This is a genomic window from Methylobacterium sp. J-077, from assembly GCF_022829365.1.
Taxonomy (GTDB): domain Bacteria; phylum Pseudomonadota; class Alphaproteobacteria; order Rhizobiales; family Beijerinckiaceae; genus Methylobacterium.
Window position 1 is genome coordinate 1 of record NZ_JAKSYJ010000044.1, and the last position, 18,885, is coordinate 18,885.

Consider the following 18,885-nt stretch of genomic DNA (forward strand, 5'->3'; position numbering starts at 1 on the left):
CGGCATCGAGTACGCCCTCCCCACCGAGTCGTTCCTGAACTTCTTCCGCTCCTCGGCAGTGACGCTCAAGGTCGAAGGCCTGTACGTCAACCTCGACCGCAACAACCGCAACCAGGGCGCCCTGGTGGTCAACGCCGCCAATCTCGTCCCGGCCTATTACAGCCCGATCGGCCGCCGCGCCGACGAGTTCGCCGTCGTCCGCGCCGGCCTGAACTACAAGTTCGGCTCGTACTAGGACGCCAGGGTCGGCGCGCCCACCGCGCCAACCCGATCGCGACGGAAGAAAAAGCCCGGCCGAGAGGCCGGGCTTTTTCGCGTTTTGGTTGCCCTTTCTGGGCTCGGATGAAGTTTTTGCAACCGCCCCTGACAAAGCGTCACCGCACCCCCATGTCCTCTGCGACCGTGCGGCGCGTTCGAGCCCGCGGGTACGACTCGAGGAGGAGAACTCCATGAATAACGAAGAACGCGACGTCATCTCCGGCATCTTCCAGCGCCTGGAGCAGGCCCAGAGCCAGCCCCGCGACGCGGAGGCCGAGCGCTTCATCGCCGACAAGCTCCGCACGCAGCCCTACGCCCCCTACGCGATGGCGCAGCTGATCTACGTGCAGGAAGAGGCGATCAAGAGCCTGAACCAGCAGCTCGAGCAGGCGCGCAGCCAGGCGGCGCCAGCCCAATCCTCCGGCGGCGGCGGCGGCTTCCTGTCGAGCATTTTCGGCGGTGGCGGCAGCCAGCGCCAGGAGCAGCAGCCGGGCTACGGCCAGCAGCGTCCCGCCGGTCAGCCCTGGGGCGGCGGTGGCGGCACACCGCAGGGCTATCCCCAGCAGGGCTACCCGCAGCAGCAGCCAGGCTACCCGCCTCAGCAACAGGGCGGCCCGTGGGGCGGCCAGCCGCAGGCTCCGGCCCGGGGCGGTGGCTTCATGGCGACCGCGCTGCCCATGGCGGCCGGCGCTGCCGGCGGCATGCTCCTCGGCAGCGCCCTGTCGAACGCCTTCGCGGGCGGCCATTCGAGCCTCGGCAGCGCCGCGGCGGCGGGCCTTGGCGGCGGTGGTGAGACGGTGGTGAACAACTATTACGGCGATGGCGGCAACCAAGATCTCGGCTCGGCCCTCGACGGCGGTAACGGCGGCGGCGGCAACGATTTCCAGGATGCCAGCTTCAGCGATCCGTCGGGCGACTTCGGCGGCGATCTCGGCGGTGGAGACGACAGCGACTGGACCTGATCGATCCCGACCATTCGAGCCGGGGCCCGGTCGCGCTCATGCGCGGCCGGGCCTTTCTTATCCGCTAATCGGCTGGCCTTTCGGACCGCGGCCGTCAGGCCATCTGCTCCCGCCCGGTCGCAGATCCCCGGAAAGCGTGGGCGACGTGGCGTTCGGGAAGGCGGTCGCCCTGCCCGAACAGCTTGTGCCGATACGATCCCTCCGCATAGGCGGTCTTGTAGACTTCCCGATCCTGCAGTTCCGGAATCACGATGTCGATGAAGTCGGAGAAGCTCTCCGGCACGACGATCCGGCTGAGATTGAACCCGTCGACCTCGCCTTCCTCGATCCATGCCTGGAGTTCGTCCGCGATCGACACGGCGTCGCCCGCCAGCACCGCGTAGCGCCCGCCGAGATCCAGCTCCGCCATGAGGTCTCGCTTGGTCAGGCTGCGCTTGGCGGCGGTCGCGGTGGCGGATTGGATGGCGTTGCCGGGGCCGTAGGGGATCGGCTCGTCGAGGCCGTAGCGCGCGAAATCGATCCCCGTGGACGCGGAGAAATGCGCGAGGCCCCCCTCTGGGTTGGCGTAGCGCCGGTACTCGGCGCGTTTCTCTTCGGCCTCGGCCCGGCTCCGGCCCGGGATGACCGCGAGGCCGACGAACACCTTGATGTCGTCCGGCCGGCGCCCTGCCGTCACCGCCTCGGCCCGGAGCGCGCGCACGGCCTCCCGGGCGGAGCCCCGGTCGCGGGCGGAGATGAACACGCATTCGGCATGGCGCCCGGCGAAGGCCCGGCCGCGGCCCGAGGCGCCGGCCTGGTAGAGGACCGGGGTGCGCTGCACCGACGGCTCGGACAGGTGATAGCCCTCGACATTGAAGAATTCGTCGTGGTGCGAGACAGGGCGGATATGGGCCGGATCGCTGAACACCCGGGCCGCCCGGTCGCGGCGGACGGCCGCGTCGTCCCAGCTGCCTTCCCAGAGCTTGTAGAGCACCTCGAGATACGCGTCGGCGTAGTCGTAGCGCCGGTCATGGGCGGGCAGGCTACCGCCGCTCTGGCCGCGATGGGCGCTGTCGAGATAGCCGGTGACGATGTTCCAGCCGATCCGGCCGCCGGTGAGGTGGTCGAGGGTCGAGAGGCGCCGGGCGAAGGTGTAGGGCGCCTCGGTGTGGACGTTGACCGTCACGCCGAAACCGAGATGCTCGGTCACCGCCGCCATGGCGGGGACCAGCAGGCTCGGGTCGTTGACCGGCAGTTGCACCGCTTCGCGCGCGGTCACGTCGATGCCGCCGCCATAGATGTCGTAGACGCCGCTGATGTCGGCGATGAACAGCCCATCGAACAGGCCGCGTTCCAGGAGCTTCGCCTGATCGGTCCAGTAGCGGAGGGTGTTGTACTCCGACGAGCGATCGCGCGGATGGGTCCATAGCCCGTGATTGATGTGGCCGACGCAGTTCATGTTGAACGCGTTCAACCGGATCTGCTTCCTCACGGGTTCCTTTGCGGCCATCAGAGAGCTCCATGCCGGGGCGGCAGCCGGCTGTCGAGGTGGAAGGCGCCGATCCAGCGGTACTTGCACCGGACGGAGTTCATCGTCGAGAATGTCGTGCTCGCGACGTTCGAGCGGCTCACGGCCCGGCGCCGGGGCATGGTGCGCTGACGCGCACCAGCAGCAACCGGAAACGCCTGCCACCCACATCGATTGGCTGATGACTCAGGACACGCTTCGCCTCGGCGCCTTCTTCTACGCCACCGGGCACCACGTGGCCGGGTGGCGCCACCCGTCGAGTGAGGCCGATGGCGGCCTCAACCTCGATCGCTATGTCGGCTGGGCACGCCGGGCCGAGGTGGCGAAGTTCGACCTCGTCTTCCTGGAGGACGGGACCGGCATCCGCGACGGCAACCTGCGCTCCGGCGAGCGCACTGCCCGCTCGGCCCATTTCGAGCCGGTGACGCTGCTCTCGGCGCTGGCGGCGGTCACGAGCCGGATCGGGCTGGTCGCCACCACCTCCACAAGCTTCAACGAGCCCTACAACGTCGCTCGCCGCTTCGCCTCGCTCGACCATCTCAGCGGCGGCCGCGCCGGTTGGAACCTCGTCACCTCGACGACGGATGCCGAGGCCGCCAATTTCGGCAACGATCAGATCGCCCGGCACACCGACCGTTACGAGCGGGCGGAGGAGTTCGTCGACGTCGTCCTCGGGCTGTGGAACACCTGGGACGACGGTGCCGTAATCATCGATCGCGCCTCCGGCCAGTTCTCGAAGCCGGACGGGTTCCGGCCGCTGAACCACCGCGGCAAGCATTTCACGGTGCGCGGCCCGCTCAACATCGCGCGCACGCCCCAGGGACAGCCGGTCCTGGTCCAGGCTGGGTCCTCGGGTCCGGGTAAGGACCTCGCGGCACGCACCGCCGAGATCGTGTTCACCGCCAACCAGACCCTCGACGAGGCGGTCGAATTCTACGGCGACTTGAAGGAGCGGATGGGCCGCTTCGGCCGCGCCCGGGACGATCTGAAGGTGATGCCGGGGCTGTTCCCTGTCGTCGGTCGGACCGAGGCGGAGGCGCGCGCCAAGTTCGAGGAACTCCAGGCCCTGATCGACCCGGTGGTCGGCCTGGCGCTTCTGGAGCGCATGGTCGGCGGCTTCGACCTGTCGGGTTACGACCCGGACGGTCCGGTGCCGGAGTTGCCCGAGGCCGAGGGCGCCAAATCCCGGCAGCAGCTGATGTTCGATCTCGCCCGCCGGGAGGGTCTGACGCTGCGCCAGCTCTACCTGCGGATCGCCGGTGCCCGGGGCCATTCGCAGATCATTGGCACCCCCGCCCAGATCGCCGACGAGATGGAGGAGCGATTCCAGGCGAAGGGCGCCGACGGCTTCAACATCATGCCGGCGACCCTGCCGGGGGGCCTCGACGACTTCATCGAACTGGTGCTGCCCGAGTTGCGCCGGCGCGGCCTGTTCCGCAGCGACTACGCGGGCCGGACGCTCCGGGACCATCTGGGTTCGCGCCCGCCCGCCCGGGCTGCCTCGGCTCCGGACAGTCCGGGCGGTGCGTGAGCCTTGTACAAGCTATGCGCCGGCGCGTTCGATCAAGCGGAGACTTGGGATGTGCGACCCGAGATCTGAAGAACGCCGTCCTCCGATAGGGTTCAATAAAAGAGATCGTTTCGTTTGACTGCCGGCTCCGGATTCGACACGATTGGGGCTCCGCATCGCACCGGTATCGTGGGCCGTCGTCTCGGGCGCGGGCAGATCGTGAGCGGATCGCGACCGGCCCCGATGGGACGGCGGGAATCGCCCTCCGGGTATGCGGGCGGGACCCCACGGGCGGAGGCCTCGGCAGGGCCGCCTCCAGGACGGAGCGCAGCGAAGATTTGACCAGGCCCCTGAGCGACGACATCGCGGATCACGACGTCCCTTCGACCCTCGATTGGCTGTCTGCGTGCGCGGAAAGCCGGATGCGGAGCTACATCGCCGCTTCCGCGCTGCTGATTTGCCTGATCGGATGGGTGCTCCATTGATGGCACAGGCCTGCGAATGCGAGGTCGCGGCCCGTTGGGCGGGACGTGGGCTTTGGGGGTTTTCCATGCCGCGGGTCCAAAGCCACCCGTCGCGAACCCGGAGCGCGATGCGATGAGCCAGGGCGATCCGAAACAGAACCCCGCCGCGCGCCGGCGCTTTCTCGCCCAGGGGGCGGCCGCGCCGGCGGGTCTCCTGGCAAACAGCGGTACGCCCAGGTGCGGCCGGGCCGACGAGGCATCGCCGCCCGGCATCCCCGAGTGGATGAAGGCCCCGGGCGCCGATGTCGGTAGCCAGACCTATGGCCAGCCCTCGCGCTTCGACGGCGGCGTCATCCGCAACGTGCCCAAGGGCCTCAAGCAATACATTTCGGCATCGAGCCGCACCCCGCTGCAGGACCTCGACGGCATCCTCACGCCGAACGGGCTGTTCTACGAGCGCCACCACGGCGGTATCCCCGACATCGATCCCGCGCAGCATCGCTTGCTGGTCCACGGGCTGGTGGAGACGCCGCTGGTCCTGACTCTGGACGACATCCGCCGCTTCCCATCGGAATCGCGCATCCACTTCCTGGAACGCTCGGGCAATCCGGGCTTCGAGGCGATCAAGGCCGGCCGGACCGCCTCGGATCTGGTCGGCCTGGTGAGCTGCCCCGAATGGACCGGCGTCCGCCTCGCCACAGTGCTGCGGGAGGCCGGCCTGAAGCCCGACGCCAAATGGGTTGTTGCCGAAGGCGCCGATGCCGCCGCCATGACCCGCAGCATCCCCATCGAGAAATGCCTCGACGACGCGCTGCTGGTCTACAGCCAGAACGGCGAGCGGCTGCGTCCGCAGCAGGGTTATCCGCTCCGGGTGCTTCTGCCCGGGTTCGAAGGCAACATGAGCGTGAAATGGCTGCGCCGGCTGAACGTGGCCGCCGAGCCCGCGTTTTCCCGCGAAGAGACCGCGAAGTATACCGACCTGATGCCTGACGGGACGGCGCCGGAATTCACCTTCGTCATGGAGGCAAAGTCGGTCATCACGCGGCCATCCGGCACGCAGCGGATCGCCCCGGGCTTCCACGAGATCACCGGTCTGGCCTGGACCGGCCGCGGAAAGATCCGTGGCGTGCAGATTTCGGTCCTGGCTGTGTCAAAACCCCGCTGATGGTATCTTTTCCGGATCGACCGGAGGATGGCATGGGACGGTTAGTTGTCGGTGCCGAGCGCGATCAGACGAGGCTGTTTCCGCCTTGTCTTGAAGACTGGATCGCCGAGGACAACCCGGTCCGCGTGGTCGATGCCTTCGTGGATGCGCTGAATCTTGGCGCGCTCGGCTTCGCGGGCGTCGATGCGGCACGGACGGGACGACCGGGCTACCATCCGGCCGCGCTCCTGAAGCTCTACGTCTACGGGTATCTCAACCGGGTCCCGTCGAGCCAGCGTCTGGAGCGTGAAGCGGGCAGCAACGTCGAGGTCATGTGGCTGACGGGCCAGCTGTCGCCCGATCACAAGACCATTGCCGAGTTCCGTCGGCAGAACGGACCGGCCATCGGACGCGTCTGTGCCCGCTTCGTCGCGTTGTGCCGCAAGATAGGCCTTCTGACGGGGACGCGCGTCGCGATCGACGGCTCGAAGTTCAAGGCGGTCAACAACTGCGACCGCAACTTCACGCAAGGCAAGCTCGACCAGCGCAGTCAGCAGATCGAGGGGAGCGTGTCGCGCTACCTCTCGCAACTCGACACGGCTGATCGTCAGGATCCCACACCCGAACTGGCCGCCAAGGTGGTGCGGCGTAAGGAGAAGATCGCTCGCCTCGGGCAGGAGATGAAGCGGTTGGCCGACCTGGAGGAGCAGATTAAGGCGGCGCCTGACCGGCAGATCTTACTGACCGATCCCGATGCGCGATCAATGGCAACCAGCGGGCGCGGGTCGGGCATGGTGGGCTACAATGTCCAGGTGGCGGTCGAGACCGAGCATCATCTGATCGCGGCGCACGCGGTGACCAATGCCGGCTCGGACCGAGCGCAGCTCAGTGGAATGGCCACACGGGCCAAGCAGGCCTTGGAGACGGATACGCTCGATGCGATGGCCGACCGGGGGTATTACTCCGGCCAGGAAATCATCGCCTGCGAACGGGCCGGCATCTCCGTCATGCTGCCCCGGCCCATGACCTCAGGCGCCAAGGCCGCCGGACGCTTCGGCAAAGAGGACTTTCTCTACCATCGTGAGAAGAACGCCTACCTGTGTCCAGCGGGTGAGATGCTGTCCCATCGCTGCACCACGGTGGAGAATGGCCTGACGCTGCATCGTTACTGGACGAATGCTTGCTTGGCCTGCCCGCTGAAGGCGGACTGCACGACGGGTAAGGAGCGCCGGGTGACGCGTTGGGAGCACGAGACCGTACAGCGCCGATTGGACGGCGATCCGCTGGCCATGCGGGTCCGGCGCGAGACGGTCGAGCATCCCTTCGGCACACTGAAGGCGCGGATGGGCGCCACGCACTTCCTGACCAAGACCCTGCCGCGCGTCGCGACCGAGATGGCGCTTCAGGTCCTGGCCTACAATCTGACGCGCGTTCTCAACATCCTAGGAAGCCGGAAGCTCCTAGCGGCGATCCCCACCTAAGCGAGGGCTCGGCTCGTCCGCCGAATAAGCCAGGAAGCTGTCCAAGAGGCGCCTTCAAACAAAAACTGGCCGTATCCCGACCGTAAGAACCCATTCGGCGCAGTGAATACCCCCTTTTTCGCAAGACCGAGACGTCACACAACCGCAAAAGCCCCAATCCCCGAGTTTTGACACGGCCTGGACCCAACCGAGACACTGCTTTCAGGTATGATTGCTCGGAAGCGGACATCGCTGTCGCTAGGCAGTAGAGGCCCGATAGGCCCCATCCCGACAGTTAACAGGTAGGTTGTAGAGCATCGCGCTCCTCCCGCAGCGATGAGAGCGCTTGCCGTCGCGCTCGTTCCCCTTCTGAGCACGATCCCGGCCTGTGCGGAGGCATTGCCCCATCACGACATGGCCACCTACTGCCGATCCATTCAAGCCATCATGGTGCTGCCCAGCAATGCCGAACAGAAATACGAGAGATGCCTCGCTTACCTGCAGAGCTATCTCCGTAACCTCGCGCAAGAGTGGGGTTCACTCAGCGGGAGGGAGCAGCGCCTGTGCGTGACACAAGAAGCTTCTAATCGGGTATCTGCAGGCCATCGGCGTCGTTCGGGAAGACCAGCGCGAGGACACGCTCGCGAAGCCCCGGGAAATCGAGGACAGCGTTCAGCGGAAGTAACCCGCCCTGGCGTCGCCCGGTCCGCCGCTTGCTTGACCTGCGGCGGAGCGGGCGGGACTGTAGCGGGATGGCCGATTTCCGAAGCCTGGAAGTCTTCTACTGGGTCGCCACGCTCTCGAGCTTTCGCCGGGCGAGCGAGCAGGTCAACACGACCCAGCCGGCTGTCTCCCAGCGGATCGCGGCCCTGGAGCACGAATACGGCACCCTGTTCGAGCGCCGCAGCCGCGACGTCGCGCTGACGGAGCGCGGGCGCGTCCTCCTCGGTTTCGCGGAGCGGTTCCTCGCGCTCCAGGCGGAGATGGGCGCGGCGCTGGCCGGCACCGGCCGGACTACGGGAACGCTGCGGCTCGGCGTCTCCGAGACCCTCGTTCACCTCTGGCTGTCGCGGTTCATCGAGCGGATGCGCGCGGAGCATCCGGGGATCAGCGTCGATATCACCGTCGATATCTCGCCGAACATGCAGGCTGCCCTGGTGGCCAACGAGCTCGACCTCGCCTTTCTCGTCGGCCCGATCACCCTGCCGAGCCTCACGAATCACCCGCTGCTCAGCGTGCCGGTCGCCTTCGTCGCCGCACCCGGTTTGGTGACGGAAGAGGAGCCGCTCAGCCTCGGCTGCCTTCTGCGCCACCCCCTCGTGACCTACCCCCGGAACACCAGCCCCTACGTGGAACTGAGGGATCTGGTGCTGCGAGCAAACCTGCTCCCGAGCCAGATCCACACCAGCGCGTCGCTCGCCACCATCGTGCGCATGGGGATCGAGCGGCTCGGGATCTGCGTGATCCCGCCCGCCGTCGTCCGGGATGAGCTCGCCTCCGGCACCCTGCAAATCCTGCCCGCCGAGCCGACCCTATCGGATCTCACCTTCACCGCCACCTACGCCAATCGCTTGGACAGCCACTTCGTGGCCGATGCGGCGCGGATCGCCCAAGCTGTCGCCCGGACTTGGGCCGAGGCCCAATAAGGCTGGGTTATCGGCGGCCATTCGCAATGACGATTGGCGCTTAAAGCGGCACGATGGGAACCTGTCACTTAAGACGGCAAATCGCTTCGGGGATTGAGGCCGCATTGCGGCGCAACACGCGCCGGTTGCGCTGCGTGCGCACGAACCCGGGAGATATACGGTGACCCTCCACGTCGAGCCCCCCCACACTGCGAGCGCCTTCGCCGATGCCCGGCAGGCCCGGCGCGCCATCCGCTCCGGCGATTGGCGCGGCCACACCTCCGGCCTCGCCCCGGCCCATGTGCAGGGCAACCTGATGATCCTGCCGCAGGCCCTGGCCTCGGATTTCCAGCGCTTCTGCCAGTTGAACCCGAAACCCTGCCCGGTGCTGGGCGTCTCCGAGCCCGGTGTCCGGACGCTCCCGGTGCTGGGCGAGGATCTCGACCTCGCCACCGACGTGCCGGGCTACCGCATCTACGAGAACGGAGAGATGGTCTCGGAGGTGGGCGACCTCACGAAAGTCTGGCGGGATGACCTCGTCACCTTCGTATTGGGCTGCTCATTCTCCTTCGAGGATGCCCTAATCGAGGCGGGCATTCCCCTCCGGCACGTGGCGCAGGGGCGCAACGTGGCGATGTACCGGACCTCGATCCCGACCCAGCCCGCCGGCCCGTTCCACGGCCCCCTCGTCGTCTCGATGCGGCCGATGAAGGCCGCCGACGCGATCAAGGCGGTGCAGGTGACGGCCCGGATGCCTGCAGTCCACGGCGCCCCGATCCATCTCGGCGATCCGAGCCTGATCGGCATCCGTGACATAAGCAAGCCGGATTTCGGCGACGCGGTCGCCATCGAGCCCGACGAGATCCCGGTCTTCTGGGCCTGCGGGGTCACGCCCCAAGCCGTGGCGATGGCCGCCCGCCTGCCGCTCTGCATCACCCACGCACCGGGCTTCATGCTGATCACGGACCTGTTGAATCGGGACGTGCCGTACCGCTAGCCGCGTCATTGGAAGCGCCCGCGAAGCAGTCCAGGGGCGACGTGACGTCTCCAGACATGGCGTATCCCTGGCTTGCTTCGCTGCGCTCGCAATGACGGCGAGAGGCGAACAAGCATATTTGAAAAATGACCCGATCATCGATCTAACCCGAGGGACAAAGACCATGTGGTTGAAAGACACGAGCCCGCCAGAGCGCCGGGTGTTGGGCGCCGCCTTCGCCGGTTACGGTGTCGATGCGTTCGATTACATGGTCTACACCTTCCTCATTCCCACTTTGGTGATCGTGTGGGGCCTCACCAAGGTCGAGGCCGGCAATATCGCTACGGCGGCGCTGGTCACATCCGCCATTGGCGGCTGGGCGGCGGGCATCCTGGCCGACAAGTACGGACGGGTAGTGGTACTGCAGGGGACGGTATTGTGGTTCACCGTCTTCACGGTGTTGTCCGGTTTCACCCAGTCCTATGAGCAGTTGCTCTTCACCCGCGCCATGCAGGGGTTCGGCTTCGGCGGCGAGTGGTCGGTGGGCTCGGTGCTGATCGCGGAGACGATTCAGGCGCGCTACCGGGGCAAGGCCGTGGGCCTCGTCCAATCGAGCTGGGCCGTCGGCTGGGCCGTGGCCGCCATCGTCTTCTGGGCGGTCTTCGCCCTGGCCGAACCGGCGGTGGCGTGGCGCATCCTGTTCTGGCTCGGCGCCCTGCCGTCGGTGCTGATCTTCTGGATCCGCCGCAACATCGAGGACCCGGAGGTCTACCGCGAGACCCGCTCGGCCATGCTGAAGGCCGGCGACACGGGCAACTTCCTCGACATTTTCTCCCGTGACCTGATCGGCCGGACGGCGCTCGCGAGCCTCCTCGCGACTGGGATGCAGGGCGGCTACTACGCCGTGACCACCTGGCTGCCGACCTACCTAAAGACCGAGCGCCAACTCTCGGTGCTCAACACCAGCGGCTACCTGTTGATGCTGATTTTCGGCTCGTTTCTCGGCTACCTCACCAGCGCCTACCTGTCGGACCGGATCGGCCGCCGCAAGGGCTTCATCCTGTTCGGTTTCTGCGCTGGAGTCCTCGTGCTCGGCTACACCCTGGTGCCGATCACCGACACTGCCATGTTGTTCCTCGGTTTCCCGCTGGGCTTTTTCCTATCGGGCGTCTTCTCCGGGATGGGCGCCTTCCTGAGCGAGCTGTTCCCGAGCCGGGTGCGTGGGTCAGCGCAAGGGTTCTGCTACAACTTCGGCCGGGCCACCGGCGCCGTCTGCCCGGCCCTGGTTGGTTATCTCAGCGAATCGCTCACGCTGGGCGTTGCCATCGGCCTAGTGGCAGCCAGTGCCTATTGCCTCGTGATCGTCGCGGCGCTTCTTTTGCCAGAAACGGCTGGGCGGGAACTCGACGCGAGCGGCGAACTCGTCGCCTCGGCTGCGACCGCGACGGCCTGACCCCGGCGGGAGACGAGGAGAACGGCCATGGCCAGCGTCGATCTGAACGCGGATCTCGGGGAAGGTTTCGGAGCCTATGCCTGCGGTGACGACGGGGCGATGCTCTCCGTCGTGACCTCAGCCAACGTCGCCTGCGGCCTCCATGCCGGCGATCCTGAGATCATGGCGGCCACCTTCCGCTTGGCGAAGGAGAAGGGCGTGGCGGTGGGAGCCCATCCGGGCTTCCCCGACCTCTGGGGCTTCGGCCGTCGGCGGATGCCCTTCACACCCGCCGAGATCGAGCGGCTCGTCGCCTACCAGGTCGGCGCGGCGGCGGCGATAGCCGCCTATGTCGGGCACCGCATCACCTACGTGAAGGCGCATGGGGCGCTCGCTAACGTCGCCGCCGAGGACCACGCCGTCGCTGACGCGATCGCCGGGGCGGTCCGCGCGGTGGACCGGAGCCTCGCGCTGCTGGCCATCGCCCTCACCGTGCAGGTTCCGGCTGGGGAGGCGGCGGGCATCGAGGTCTATCAGGAGATCTTTGCGGACCGAGGCTACACCGAGGAAGGGCAACTGATTGCTCGCAGCCAGCCCGGTGCGCTCATCACTGATCGGGACGAGGCAGCGAGCCGGGTCCTGATCATGGTCAGCGAGGGCGCGATCCTGACGAGTTCCGGCCGCCTGCTGCCGACGCCGATCCGCTCGATCTGCGTCCACGGCGATTCCGCCCATGCGGTCGGCACGGCCCGCGCAGTGCGCGCCCGTCTGGAAGGGGCGGGGGTAACGCTCGCCCCCTTCCGGCCATGAGCACCCTCGACGAGAGCACCCCGCCGCGCATTCTTGACGCGGGAGAGGCGGCCCTGGTGGTGGAATTCGGCGCGACTGTCGATCCGGCGATCAGCGACCGCGTGCTGGCCCTCGACGACGCGCTGGCCGCCAACCGGCCGCGCGGCATCGCCGAGACGGTGCCCACCTACCGCTCGCTGATGATCCACTACGACCCGCTGGTGCTCGACCGCGAGACGCTGGCGGACCACGTGCGCACCCTGGCTGGCCACGCCGCGGAGCGTGCCCGCGATCCGACCCGCTGGGTTCTGCCCTGCTGCTACGATGCTCCCCACGGGGAGGATCTGATGGAGGTGGCGGACCTGATTGGCCGGACATCCGAGGCGGTCGTGGCCCTCCATTCCGAGGCGATCTACCGGGTCTACATGTACGGGTTCGCCCCCGGCTTTGCCTATTGCGGCGGTCTGCCCGACGTCTTGGCCGTCCGCCGGCGCGCGAGCCCGCGACCACCCCATCCCACCAACGCCATCATGATCGGCGGCGGGCTCGCGGCGGTGGCGACAGTCTCGATGCCCACCGGCTGGTATGTGCTCGGTGCGACGCCGTGCAAGCTCTACGCGCCGGAGCGGGCGGAGAGCTTCTTCGTGCGGCCCGGCGACAGTCTTCGTTTCGAGGCCGTGGACGCCACGACCTTCGCCGGCTTCGCGGCCCGTGAGGCGGCCGGGGAGCGGACGGCCCGGCGTGATGAGGGGTCGGCGTGAGCGCGCTTGCCATCGAGGCCGCGGGGCCGGGCGTGACCGTGCAGGATGGCGGGCGGAAGGGCTACCTCCGGTTCGGCATCACAGCGGCGGGCCCCATGGACCCGCTGCTCTTCGCCACCGCCAACCGCGCGCTGGGCAACGCCCTGGACGCGACGGCGATCGAAATCTCGACCGGCGGCCTCACCGTCAGCGCCCCCGAAGGACCGCTCGGCCTCGCCCTTGTCTCCGCCGGTTTCCGCGCGATGCTCGACGGCGAGACCCTGCCCCTGGCCTGCGCCTTCACCTTGGCGCCAGGCCAGACCCTGACCGTCCGCGCGGGCAGCATCGGGGCCTGGGGCTATCTCGCTATCTCCGGCACCATCGACCTGCCGCCCGTTCTCGGGTCCACGGCCACCCACACGCGCTCAGCGCTGGGCGGCCTCGACGGGCGCGGCTTGCGGGCGGGGGACCGGCTTGCCGTCTCCGCGCCCCGCTCAGGAGACGGCAAGCCGCAGCGTCTGCTGGCTCCGTGGCTGGAGCGCGATCCGGCGTCGATCCGCGTGGTGATCGGACCGCAGGACGACTTCTTCGCCCCCGACCAGATCGCCGCCTTTCTGGAGCAGCCCTGGACCGTCTCGCCACGGGGAGACCGGATGGCCTGCTTCGTCGATGGCACCCCGCTGACCCACGCCAAGGGTCACGACATCGTTTCCGACGGGGTGGCCATGGGGGCGATCCAGGTGCCAGGCAACGGCCTGCCCATCGTATTGATGGCCGATCGGCAATCGACGGGTGGCTATCCAAAAATCGCGACCGTGATCGGTCCGGATCTCGGCCGGCTGGCGCAGGTGCAGGGCGGCGCGACGATCCGCTTTGCCGCCGTCACCGTCGGCGAGGCCGTCGCCGCCCGCAAGGCAGAGGCCGACACGCTGAAGCCCGATGTGGCTCGCGAGCCGGTGCTGCGGACGGAATTCCCGGCGGAATTCCTGCTCGGCCTCAACCTCGTGAGTGGGGTGACGGACGGGCGCGAGAGTTTCGCGAAGGTGCAGCCATAACGAACTCACATATTAGGTTGGTCAGGAGCTGAACTACGAGATCGTCAAACAACGCTCAGCGTCCGCTCTGCGTCTTCCTGACCCAAAAGCCGCCGGACCGCTCTCCACCCATCTGAGACGTTCAAGCCAGCGGTCAGCAGCGACCGATCTTGGCCGATATCTGAAGTTCCGCTTTGGGAAAGTCGCGCCGGTGGAGCGGATGTACCCAGCTCCCTCAAAGGCACACGAATGAGTCACATCTTTGGTTACAGATCGCGGGTGTCCGAAGTGGCCTCGCATCAGTCGAGAACGCGAGGCCGTGCAAGATTGGTATCAGACCGCGGGGGATATGGCCGAAGCCGGTACCGGCCTCCTATCCATGACCGAGACCACGAAGGCCGTGAGGAACGCCAGCGGCATCGTGACGATGGTCGGGGGATCGAGCGAGAAGATCGGGGCGGCGTTACCGAGCACCTTCACCCAGACCGGTGGCCCGAGGACTGTGAGGGTGACGGCGCCGACGAGGCCGATCACGCCGCCGGCGATCGCCCCCCGGGTCGTCAGCCCGCCCCAGTACAACGCCAGGATCAGAAGCGGCAGGGTCGAGCTGCAACTCACCGAATAGGCGAGGCTGATCATGTAGGCGACGTTCTGGGTCTGGAAGGCGATGCCGAGCAGCACCGACAGGATGCCGAGGCCGACGGTGGCGAGCCGCGAGGCCCGGATCTCGCTGCGCTCGGTCGCCCGGCCCCGGGCAATGATGCGGGCGTAGAGGTCGTGCGAGACCGCCGAGGCGCCCGTCAGCGTCAGCCCCGCGACCACCGCCAGGATCGTGGCGAAGGCCACGGCGGACACGAGCCCCATGAGCGTGTCGCCGCCCAGCGCGTGGGATAGATGAATGGTGGCCATGTTGCCGCCACCACGGATAGCGCCCTTGGCGTCGAGATAGACCGGATCTCCACCGATGATGGCCAGAGCTCCGAACCCGATCACGAAGATCAGCGCGAAGAAACCACTTTGGCACATCACGGCCCAGAACACCGACACCCTGGCCGCACGGGTGTCCGGGACGGTGAAGAAGCGCATCAGGACGTGCGGAAGGCCCGCCGCCCCGAGCATCAGGGTCATGCCAAGAGAGACCGATTGCCAGACGCTCCCCGAATAGACTTGCGGCATCATGATCGCGGCGTGCCTCGGATGCACTGCGATGGCCCGGGCGACGAAGGTATTATAGTCGAAGCCGAACTTGGCCAGGACGAGCAGCGAGATCGCGACGCCAGCCGTGAGCAGCAGCGCCGCCTTGACGATCTGAACCCAGGTCGTCGCCACCATGCCGCCGAACATCACGTAGCATATCATCAGCGCGCCCACGAGGAGCTGCGCATAGAGATAATCGAGCCCGAACAGCAGCCGGATCAACTGGCCCGCCCCGACCATCTGGGCGATGAGGTAGAACATCACGATGATAAGGGTCGCGATCGCGGTGAAGATGCGGATTGGCGTCTCCGACAAGCGCGTCGCCAGGACATCGGCCACCGTGTAGCGCCCGAGCTTCCGCAGCCGCTCGGCCACCAGGAAGACGACGAAGGGCAGGCTGGTCGCGTAGCCGACGGCGAAGATCAGGCCGTCGAAGCCGGAGGAACAGATCAGACCGGCAAGCCCGAGGAGCGCGCCGGCCGAGATCATGTCGCCGGCCAGGGCGATGCCATTCTGGAAGCCGGAGATCTGACCGCCCGCGGCATAGAATTGGTCGGCCGAATGGGCGCGCTGCGCCGCCCAGTAGGTGATGCCCAGGGTTACGAGGACGATGCCGACGAACATCCCGATCGCTACGGTGTTGAGGCCGCCGCTTTCGGCCGCGAGTGCCGGGGCGGTGGCGCCCAGAAGCAGTGAGACGGCAAGAATGGACCTTCGCATGGTGTCTGCCTCCTCAGCGCGGGGTGAGACGGTTGGCGAGCAGGACGTAGAGCCCCGTCAGGATCATGGTGGACAGGATGGCGAGGAGACCGCCGACGGTACCGACCGTCACGGCCATCCCGGGTGCGATTGGCCGCGTCATGGTGGCGGGCGAGACGATGAAGGTGCCGACGAAACTGGCGTAGATCAGCGTCTGGATGGCGGCCATGATCCAGCCGAGGCGGGCTTGCGGCAGGTCGTTGTTCGGCGCCGCAGTCGGTGTTCGTTGGACAGGCATCAGTCGCACTCCGGCTCAGAGCAGTGGGACAAACAGGGGTGAGATCGAGGGTTACTTGACAGCTTTCGGCGCATCGCCCGAAGCGTCGGCGACTACGCGGCCGAAGCCGTTGTTGACGCGGCTACGCTGATACTTGTTGAGCCACGTGCTGAACTGGACCGGCAGCAAGTCGTAGGGACGCGCCTCGCCCAGGACCATCGCCGCGTAGACGGGCCAATGTGGGTTGGCGAGCATCGGCCGGCCGAGCATGACGAGGTCGACCTGACCTTCCTTGACGATCGCCTCCGCGAACACGGGATCGGCGAGGTTCCAGTTCGCGGCGGTCAGGACGCCCGCCTCCTCCCGGATGCGTTGCGCCGCCGGGACCATGAACCCCTCCTCGTCCCACGGCGTCTGGGCGCGGCCCGAGTTGCCGCCGAAGGAGACGTCGACGAGGTCGAGGCCCCGAGGGGCGAGCAGCCGAGCCAATTCGACCGACTCGTCGATGGTCTGGCCGCCGGGCGCGAACTCCGTCACACCGAACCGCATGGAGAGCGGCAGCCGCTCGGGCCATTCCGAGCGTACCGCCTCGAAGACCTCGATGAGCAACCGGCTGCGCCCGGCGAAGTCGCCGCCGTATGCGTCGGTGCGCCGGTTGGCCAGGGGCGAGAAGAAGCTCGACAGCAGGAAGCCGTGCGCGCAGTGGATCTCCAGCCACTGGAAGCCGGCCTCCCGCGCGCGGCGCGCGGCCTCGGCGTATTGGCGCGTCACCGTCGCGATATCGTCGTGCGTCATGGCGCGCGGGACCCGCGGCATGGCTCCGCCGAAGGCGTCGGCGGAGGGGCCGATCATCTCCCACGCGTCAGGATGGTCGTCCGGCAGATGGCCGCCGCCCTTCCACGGAGGCTCGACGCAGCCCCTGCGGCCAGTGTGGCCGAGCTGGATGCCGGGGACCGCCCCGACGGACGCCACGAAGCGGGCGATGCGCGCCAGGGCCTCGCCCTGCTCGTCGTTCCAGATGCCGGCGCACTGGGTGGACATGCGGCCCTCCGGCGAGACGGCCGCCTGCTCCACCACGACGAGGGCGGCGCCCCCCGCCGCTTTCGAGCCCAGATGCGCCAGGTGCCAGTCGTTCACGAGGCCGTCCGGCGACGAGAACTGCGTCATCGGCGAGACCGCGATGCGATTGCGCAACGTGACGTCGCGAACCCTGAGTTCGCTGAACAGTGAGGACATCGTGCTCGGTCTCCCCGCCCGCCCTGTCGGCCAAGCATCCTGCCGGAGAAGAGAGCGATCTGCTCGAAAAATAAGCCAATACTGCCGCTGAACAGGCAGCTGAATGCCTGTATCTTCCCGGTTGATGACTTGTTCGAGCCCTAGACTGCGCTTAGCCTCTAAGGGCGTTCTTCCAAATTCACGCCGGGTTCGAACAGATTCCGGACATCGTGAGGCGAGGATGCGCCGGCGGGGCGTATCCGTGAGATTAAGGACATGAGGGTCACGACGATGCAGACGCGTGACATCGGCTCCTGGCCGAAGAACATTGCATTGGCCCGCAGCACGGGGTGGGGCTGGCGGGACATCCACGCGCAGCACGTCGCCGTAGAGCCCTGGACGGGGACACTCGACCCGGTCGGCAACCCCTGCCTCGGCTACTGCGTCAATCGTCCCGCCCAGATCCGCCGGCGCATCGGGCGCGGCGGCACGACCGAAACGCTCACGCTGCGTCCCCGCCAGTTCCACCTGATCCCGGCCCATGACGAGAGCGAATGGCAGAGACGGGGGCGCTCCGAGATGCTGGCGATGCATCTCCGCCAGGGATTGATCGACGACACCGCGCGCCAGATGTACAGCGCGACTGCCCCACGCGTCGAACTCGACGTTCCGCTCGGGACGTCCGACCCTCTCTTAGAGCAGTTGGCGCTGGCTATCCTGGAGATCATGCGGGAGGAGCCGGATCCCTCGTCGGCGCTCTACGTCGACGAGTTGGTCCACGCCATGGTCGTACGTCTCGTCCGGATCTACACGGAGAACGGCCGCTCCTCGCGGACGGGGCCGGAGAGAGAAGTGCTCGATTGCGGCGAGATGCGGCGGGTCCGCGATTTGGTCGAGGAGCACCTCGCCGAAGATCTATCCCTCGAGACCATCGCAGGCGTGGTCGGTGTGTCCCCGCGCTCCTTGTCCCGCGCATGCCTCCGGAAGTGGGGAACGACGGTCCATCAATACGTGCTGTCACGCCGAATGGAGCGGGCAAAAAACCTGCTTCTCTCGACTGATCTCACCATCACCTCAATTGCGCTGGATACAGGCTTTTCGAGCCAGAGCCATCTAGCGACAGCGTTTCGCCGGATGACGGGACTCACACCGAAGAGTTATAGGGTCTGCGGACAATCCTGATCTAGTGATACAAATTTTGACTGACCCTGACCCAGCAAACTGGTCCGCGCTGAGCGCAAGTTTTTCGGGCATCCTGAACCCTGAAGGAGGGTGGATGCCATGCCCCGCAAACGCTTCACGAACGAACAGATCGCCTTCGCCCTGCGGCAGGCGGAGAATGGTGCGACGGTGGACGAGGTCTACCGGACGATGGGCGTGTCCGAGCCGACGTTTTACCGTTGGAAGAAGCAGTTCGTCGGCATGGGCGTGCCGGAGATCCGCCGGCTCAAGCAATTGGAGGATGAGAACAGCAAGCTGAAACGGCTGGTCGCCGACCTGACGCTGGACCGCTCGATGCTGCAGGACGTGCTCAAGCGAAAGTGGTGAGGCTCGCCGCGAGGTCGCCGGTCACCTGCAGGTGGCCTACGACATCGG

14 protein-coding genes and 3 pseudogenes are annotated in these 18,885 nt (G+C 67.1%); 13 read left to right on the plus strand and 4 right to left on the minus strand.

Annotation, left to right across the window (positions count from 1 at the left end):
* Together MKL11_RS02265 and MKL11_RS02270 are read left to right on the plus strand one after the other, a co-directional pair.
* Positions 1 to 235, plus strand: a pseudogene (locus MKL11_RS02265) (porin family protein); the annotation flags it as partial.
* A gap of 214 nt (positions 236 to 449) precedes the next feature.
* Entirely contained in the window at positions 450 to 1,220 is a 771-nt protein-coding gene (locus MKL11_RS02270; RefSeq protein WP_243939887.1) for a DUF2076 domain-containing protein, read from the plus strand.
* Positions 1,221 to 1,314: 94 nt separating this feature from the next.
* Here MKL11_RS02270 and MKL11_RS02275 read toward each other — a convergent pair whose 3' ends face one another.
* Complete coding sequence (locus tag MKL11_RS02275) at positions 1,315 to 2,709, minus strand: LLM class flavin-dependent oxidoreductase (protein ID WP_243939889.1); 1,395 nt, start codon at positions 2,707 to 2,709, stop codon at positions 1,315 to 1,317.
* A 199-nt stretch (positions 2,710 to 2,908) separates the two neighbouring features.
* Between MKL11_RS02275 and MKL11_RS02280 the strand changes: the two genes are divergently transcribed.
* The 9 genes and pseudogenes from MKL11_RS02280 to MKL11_RS02320 all read left to right on the plus strand — a co-directional run bounded on the left by MKL11_RS02280 (position 2,909) and on the right by MKL11_RS02320 (position 13,922).
* Positions 2,909 to 4,258, plus strand: a complete 1,350-nt coding sequence (locus tag MKL11_RS02280; RefSeq protein WP_243939891.1) for an LLM class flavin-dependent oxidoreductase — start codon at positions 2,909 to 2,911, stop codon at positions 4,256 to 4,258.
* A 576-nt stretch (positions 4,259 to 4,834) separates the two neighbouring features.
* A pseudogene (gene soxC, locus MKL11_RS02285) lies at positions 4,835 to 5,842 on the plus strand (sulfite dehydrogenase); the annotation flags it as partial.
* A gap of 56 nt (positions 5,843 to 5,898) precedes the next feature.
* Complete coding sequence (locus MKL11_RS02290) at positions 5,899 to 7,326, plus strand: IS1182 family transposase (RefSeq protein ID WP_243939893.1); 1,428 nt, start codon at positions 5,899 to 5,901, stop codon at positions 7,324 to 7,326.
* Between the two features lie 731 nt (positions 7,327 to 8,057).
* Positions 8,058 to 8,951, plus strand: a complete 894-nt coding sequence (locus MKL11_RS02295) for a LysR family transcriptional regulator (RefSeq protein ID WP_243939895.1) — start codon at positions 8,058 to 8,060, stop codon at positions 8,949 to 8,951.
* A 160-nt stretch (positions 8,952 to 9,111) separates the two neighbouring features.
* A complete protein-coding gene (locus MKL11_RS02300; protein WP_243939897.1) occupies positions 9,112 to 9,927 on the plus strand; it encodes a putative hydro-lyase in 816 nt (271 codons plus the stop codon).
* Between the two features lie 163 nt (positions 9,928 to 10,090).
* Positions 10,091 to 11,359: an MFS transporter gene (locus tag MKL11_RS02305; RefSeq protein WP_243939899.1), complete on the plus strand. Its 1,269-nt coding sequence runs from the start codon at positions 10,091 to 10,093 to the stop codon at positions 11,357 to 11,359.
* 27 nt (positions 11,360 to 11,386) lie between these two features.
* Positions 11,387 to 12,148 (plus strand): LamB/YcsF family protein, encoded by a 762-nt coding sequence (locus tag MKL11_RS02310; RefSeq protein WP_243939901.1) that lies wholly within the window; start codon positions 11,387 to 11,389, stop codon positions 12,146 to 12,148.
* Positions 12,145 to 12,888, plus strand: coding sequence for a 5-oxoprolinase subunit B family protein (locus tag MKL11_RS02315; protein WP_243939903.1), 744 nt, complete (start codon positions 12,145 to 12,147; stop codon positions 12,886 to 12,888). Before MKL11_RS02310 ends, MKL11_RS02315 begins: the two co-directional genes overlap by 4 nt.
* Positions 12,885 to 13,922 (plus strand): biotin-dependent carboxyltransferase family protein, encoded by a 1,038-nt coding sequence (locus MKL11_RS02320; protein WP_243939906.1) that lies wholly within the window; start codon positions 12,885 to 12,887, stop codon positions 13,920 to 13,922. The genes MKL11_RS02315 and MKL11_RS02320 overlap by 4 nt, the downstream gene beginning before the upstream one ends.
* A 312-nt stretch (positions 13,923 to 14,234) precedes the next feature.
* On the opposite strand, the gene MKL11_RS02325 is transcribed toward MKL11_RS02320, so the two are convergent.
* Genes MKL11_RS02325 through MKL11_RS02335 form a run of 3 tightly spaced genes read right to left on the minus strand, consistent with a single transcriptional unit; the run spans position 14,235 to position 17,310 of the window.
* Entirely contained in the window at positions 14,235 to 15,818 is a 1,584-nt protein-coding gene (locus MKL11_RS02325; RefSeq protein ID WP_243939908.1) for a sodium:solute symporter family transporter, read from the minus strand.
* A 13-nt stretch (positions 15,819 to 15,831) separates the two neighbouring features.
* Positions 15,832 to 16,095, minus strand: coding sequence for a DUF485 domain-containing protein (locus MKL11_RS02330; RefSeq protein WP_243939911.1), 264 nt, complete (start codon positions 16,093 to 16,095; stop codon positions 15,832 to 15,834).
* 51 nt (positions 16,096 to 16,146) lie between these two features.
* Positions 16,147 to 17,310 carry an NADH:flavin oxidoreductase/NADH oxidase gene (locus MKL11_RS02335; RefSeq protein ID WP_243939913.1) on the minus strand — a complete coding sequence of 388 codons (1,164 nt, stop codon included), beginning with the start codon at positions 17,308 to 17,310 and terminating at the stop codon, positions 16,147 to 16,149.
* Between the two features lie 255 nt (positions 17,311 to 17,565).
* Between MKL11_RS02335 and MKL11_RS02340 the strand changes: the two genes are divergently transcribed.
* The gene (locus tag MKL11_RS02340) at positions 17,566 to 18,471 is read left to right on the plus strand and encodes a helix-turn-helix domain-containing protein (protein ID WP_243939915.1); all 906 of its coding nucleotides are present in this window, start codon (positions 17,566 to 17,568) and stop codon (positions 18,469 to 18,471) included.
* A gap of 99 nt (positions 18,472 to 18,570) precedes the next feature.
* Positions 18,571 to 18,885, plus strand: a pseudogene (locus MKL11_RS02345) (transposase); the annotation flags it as partial.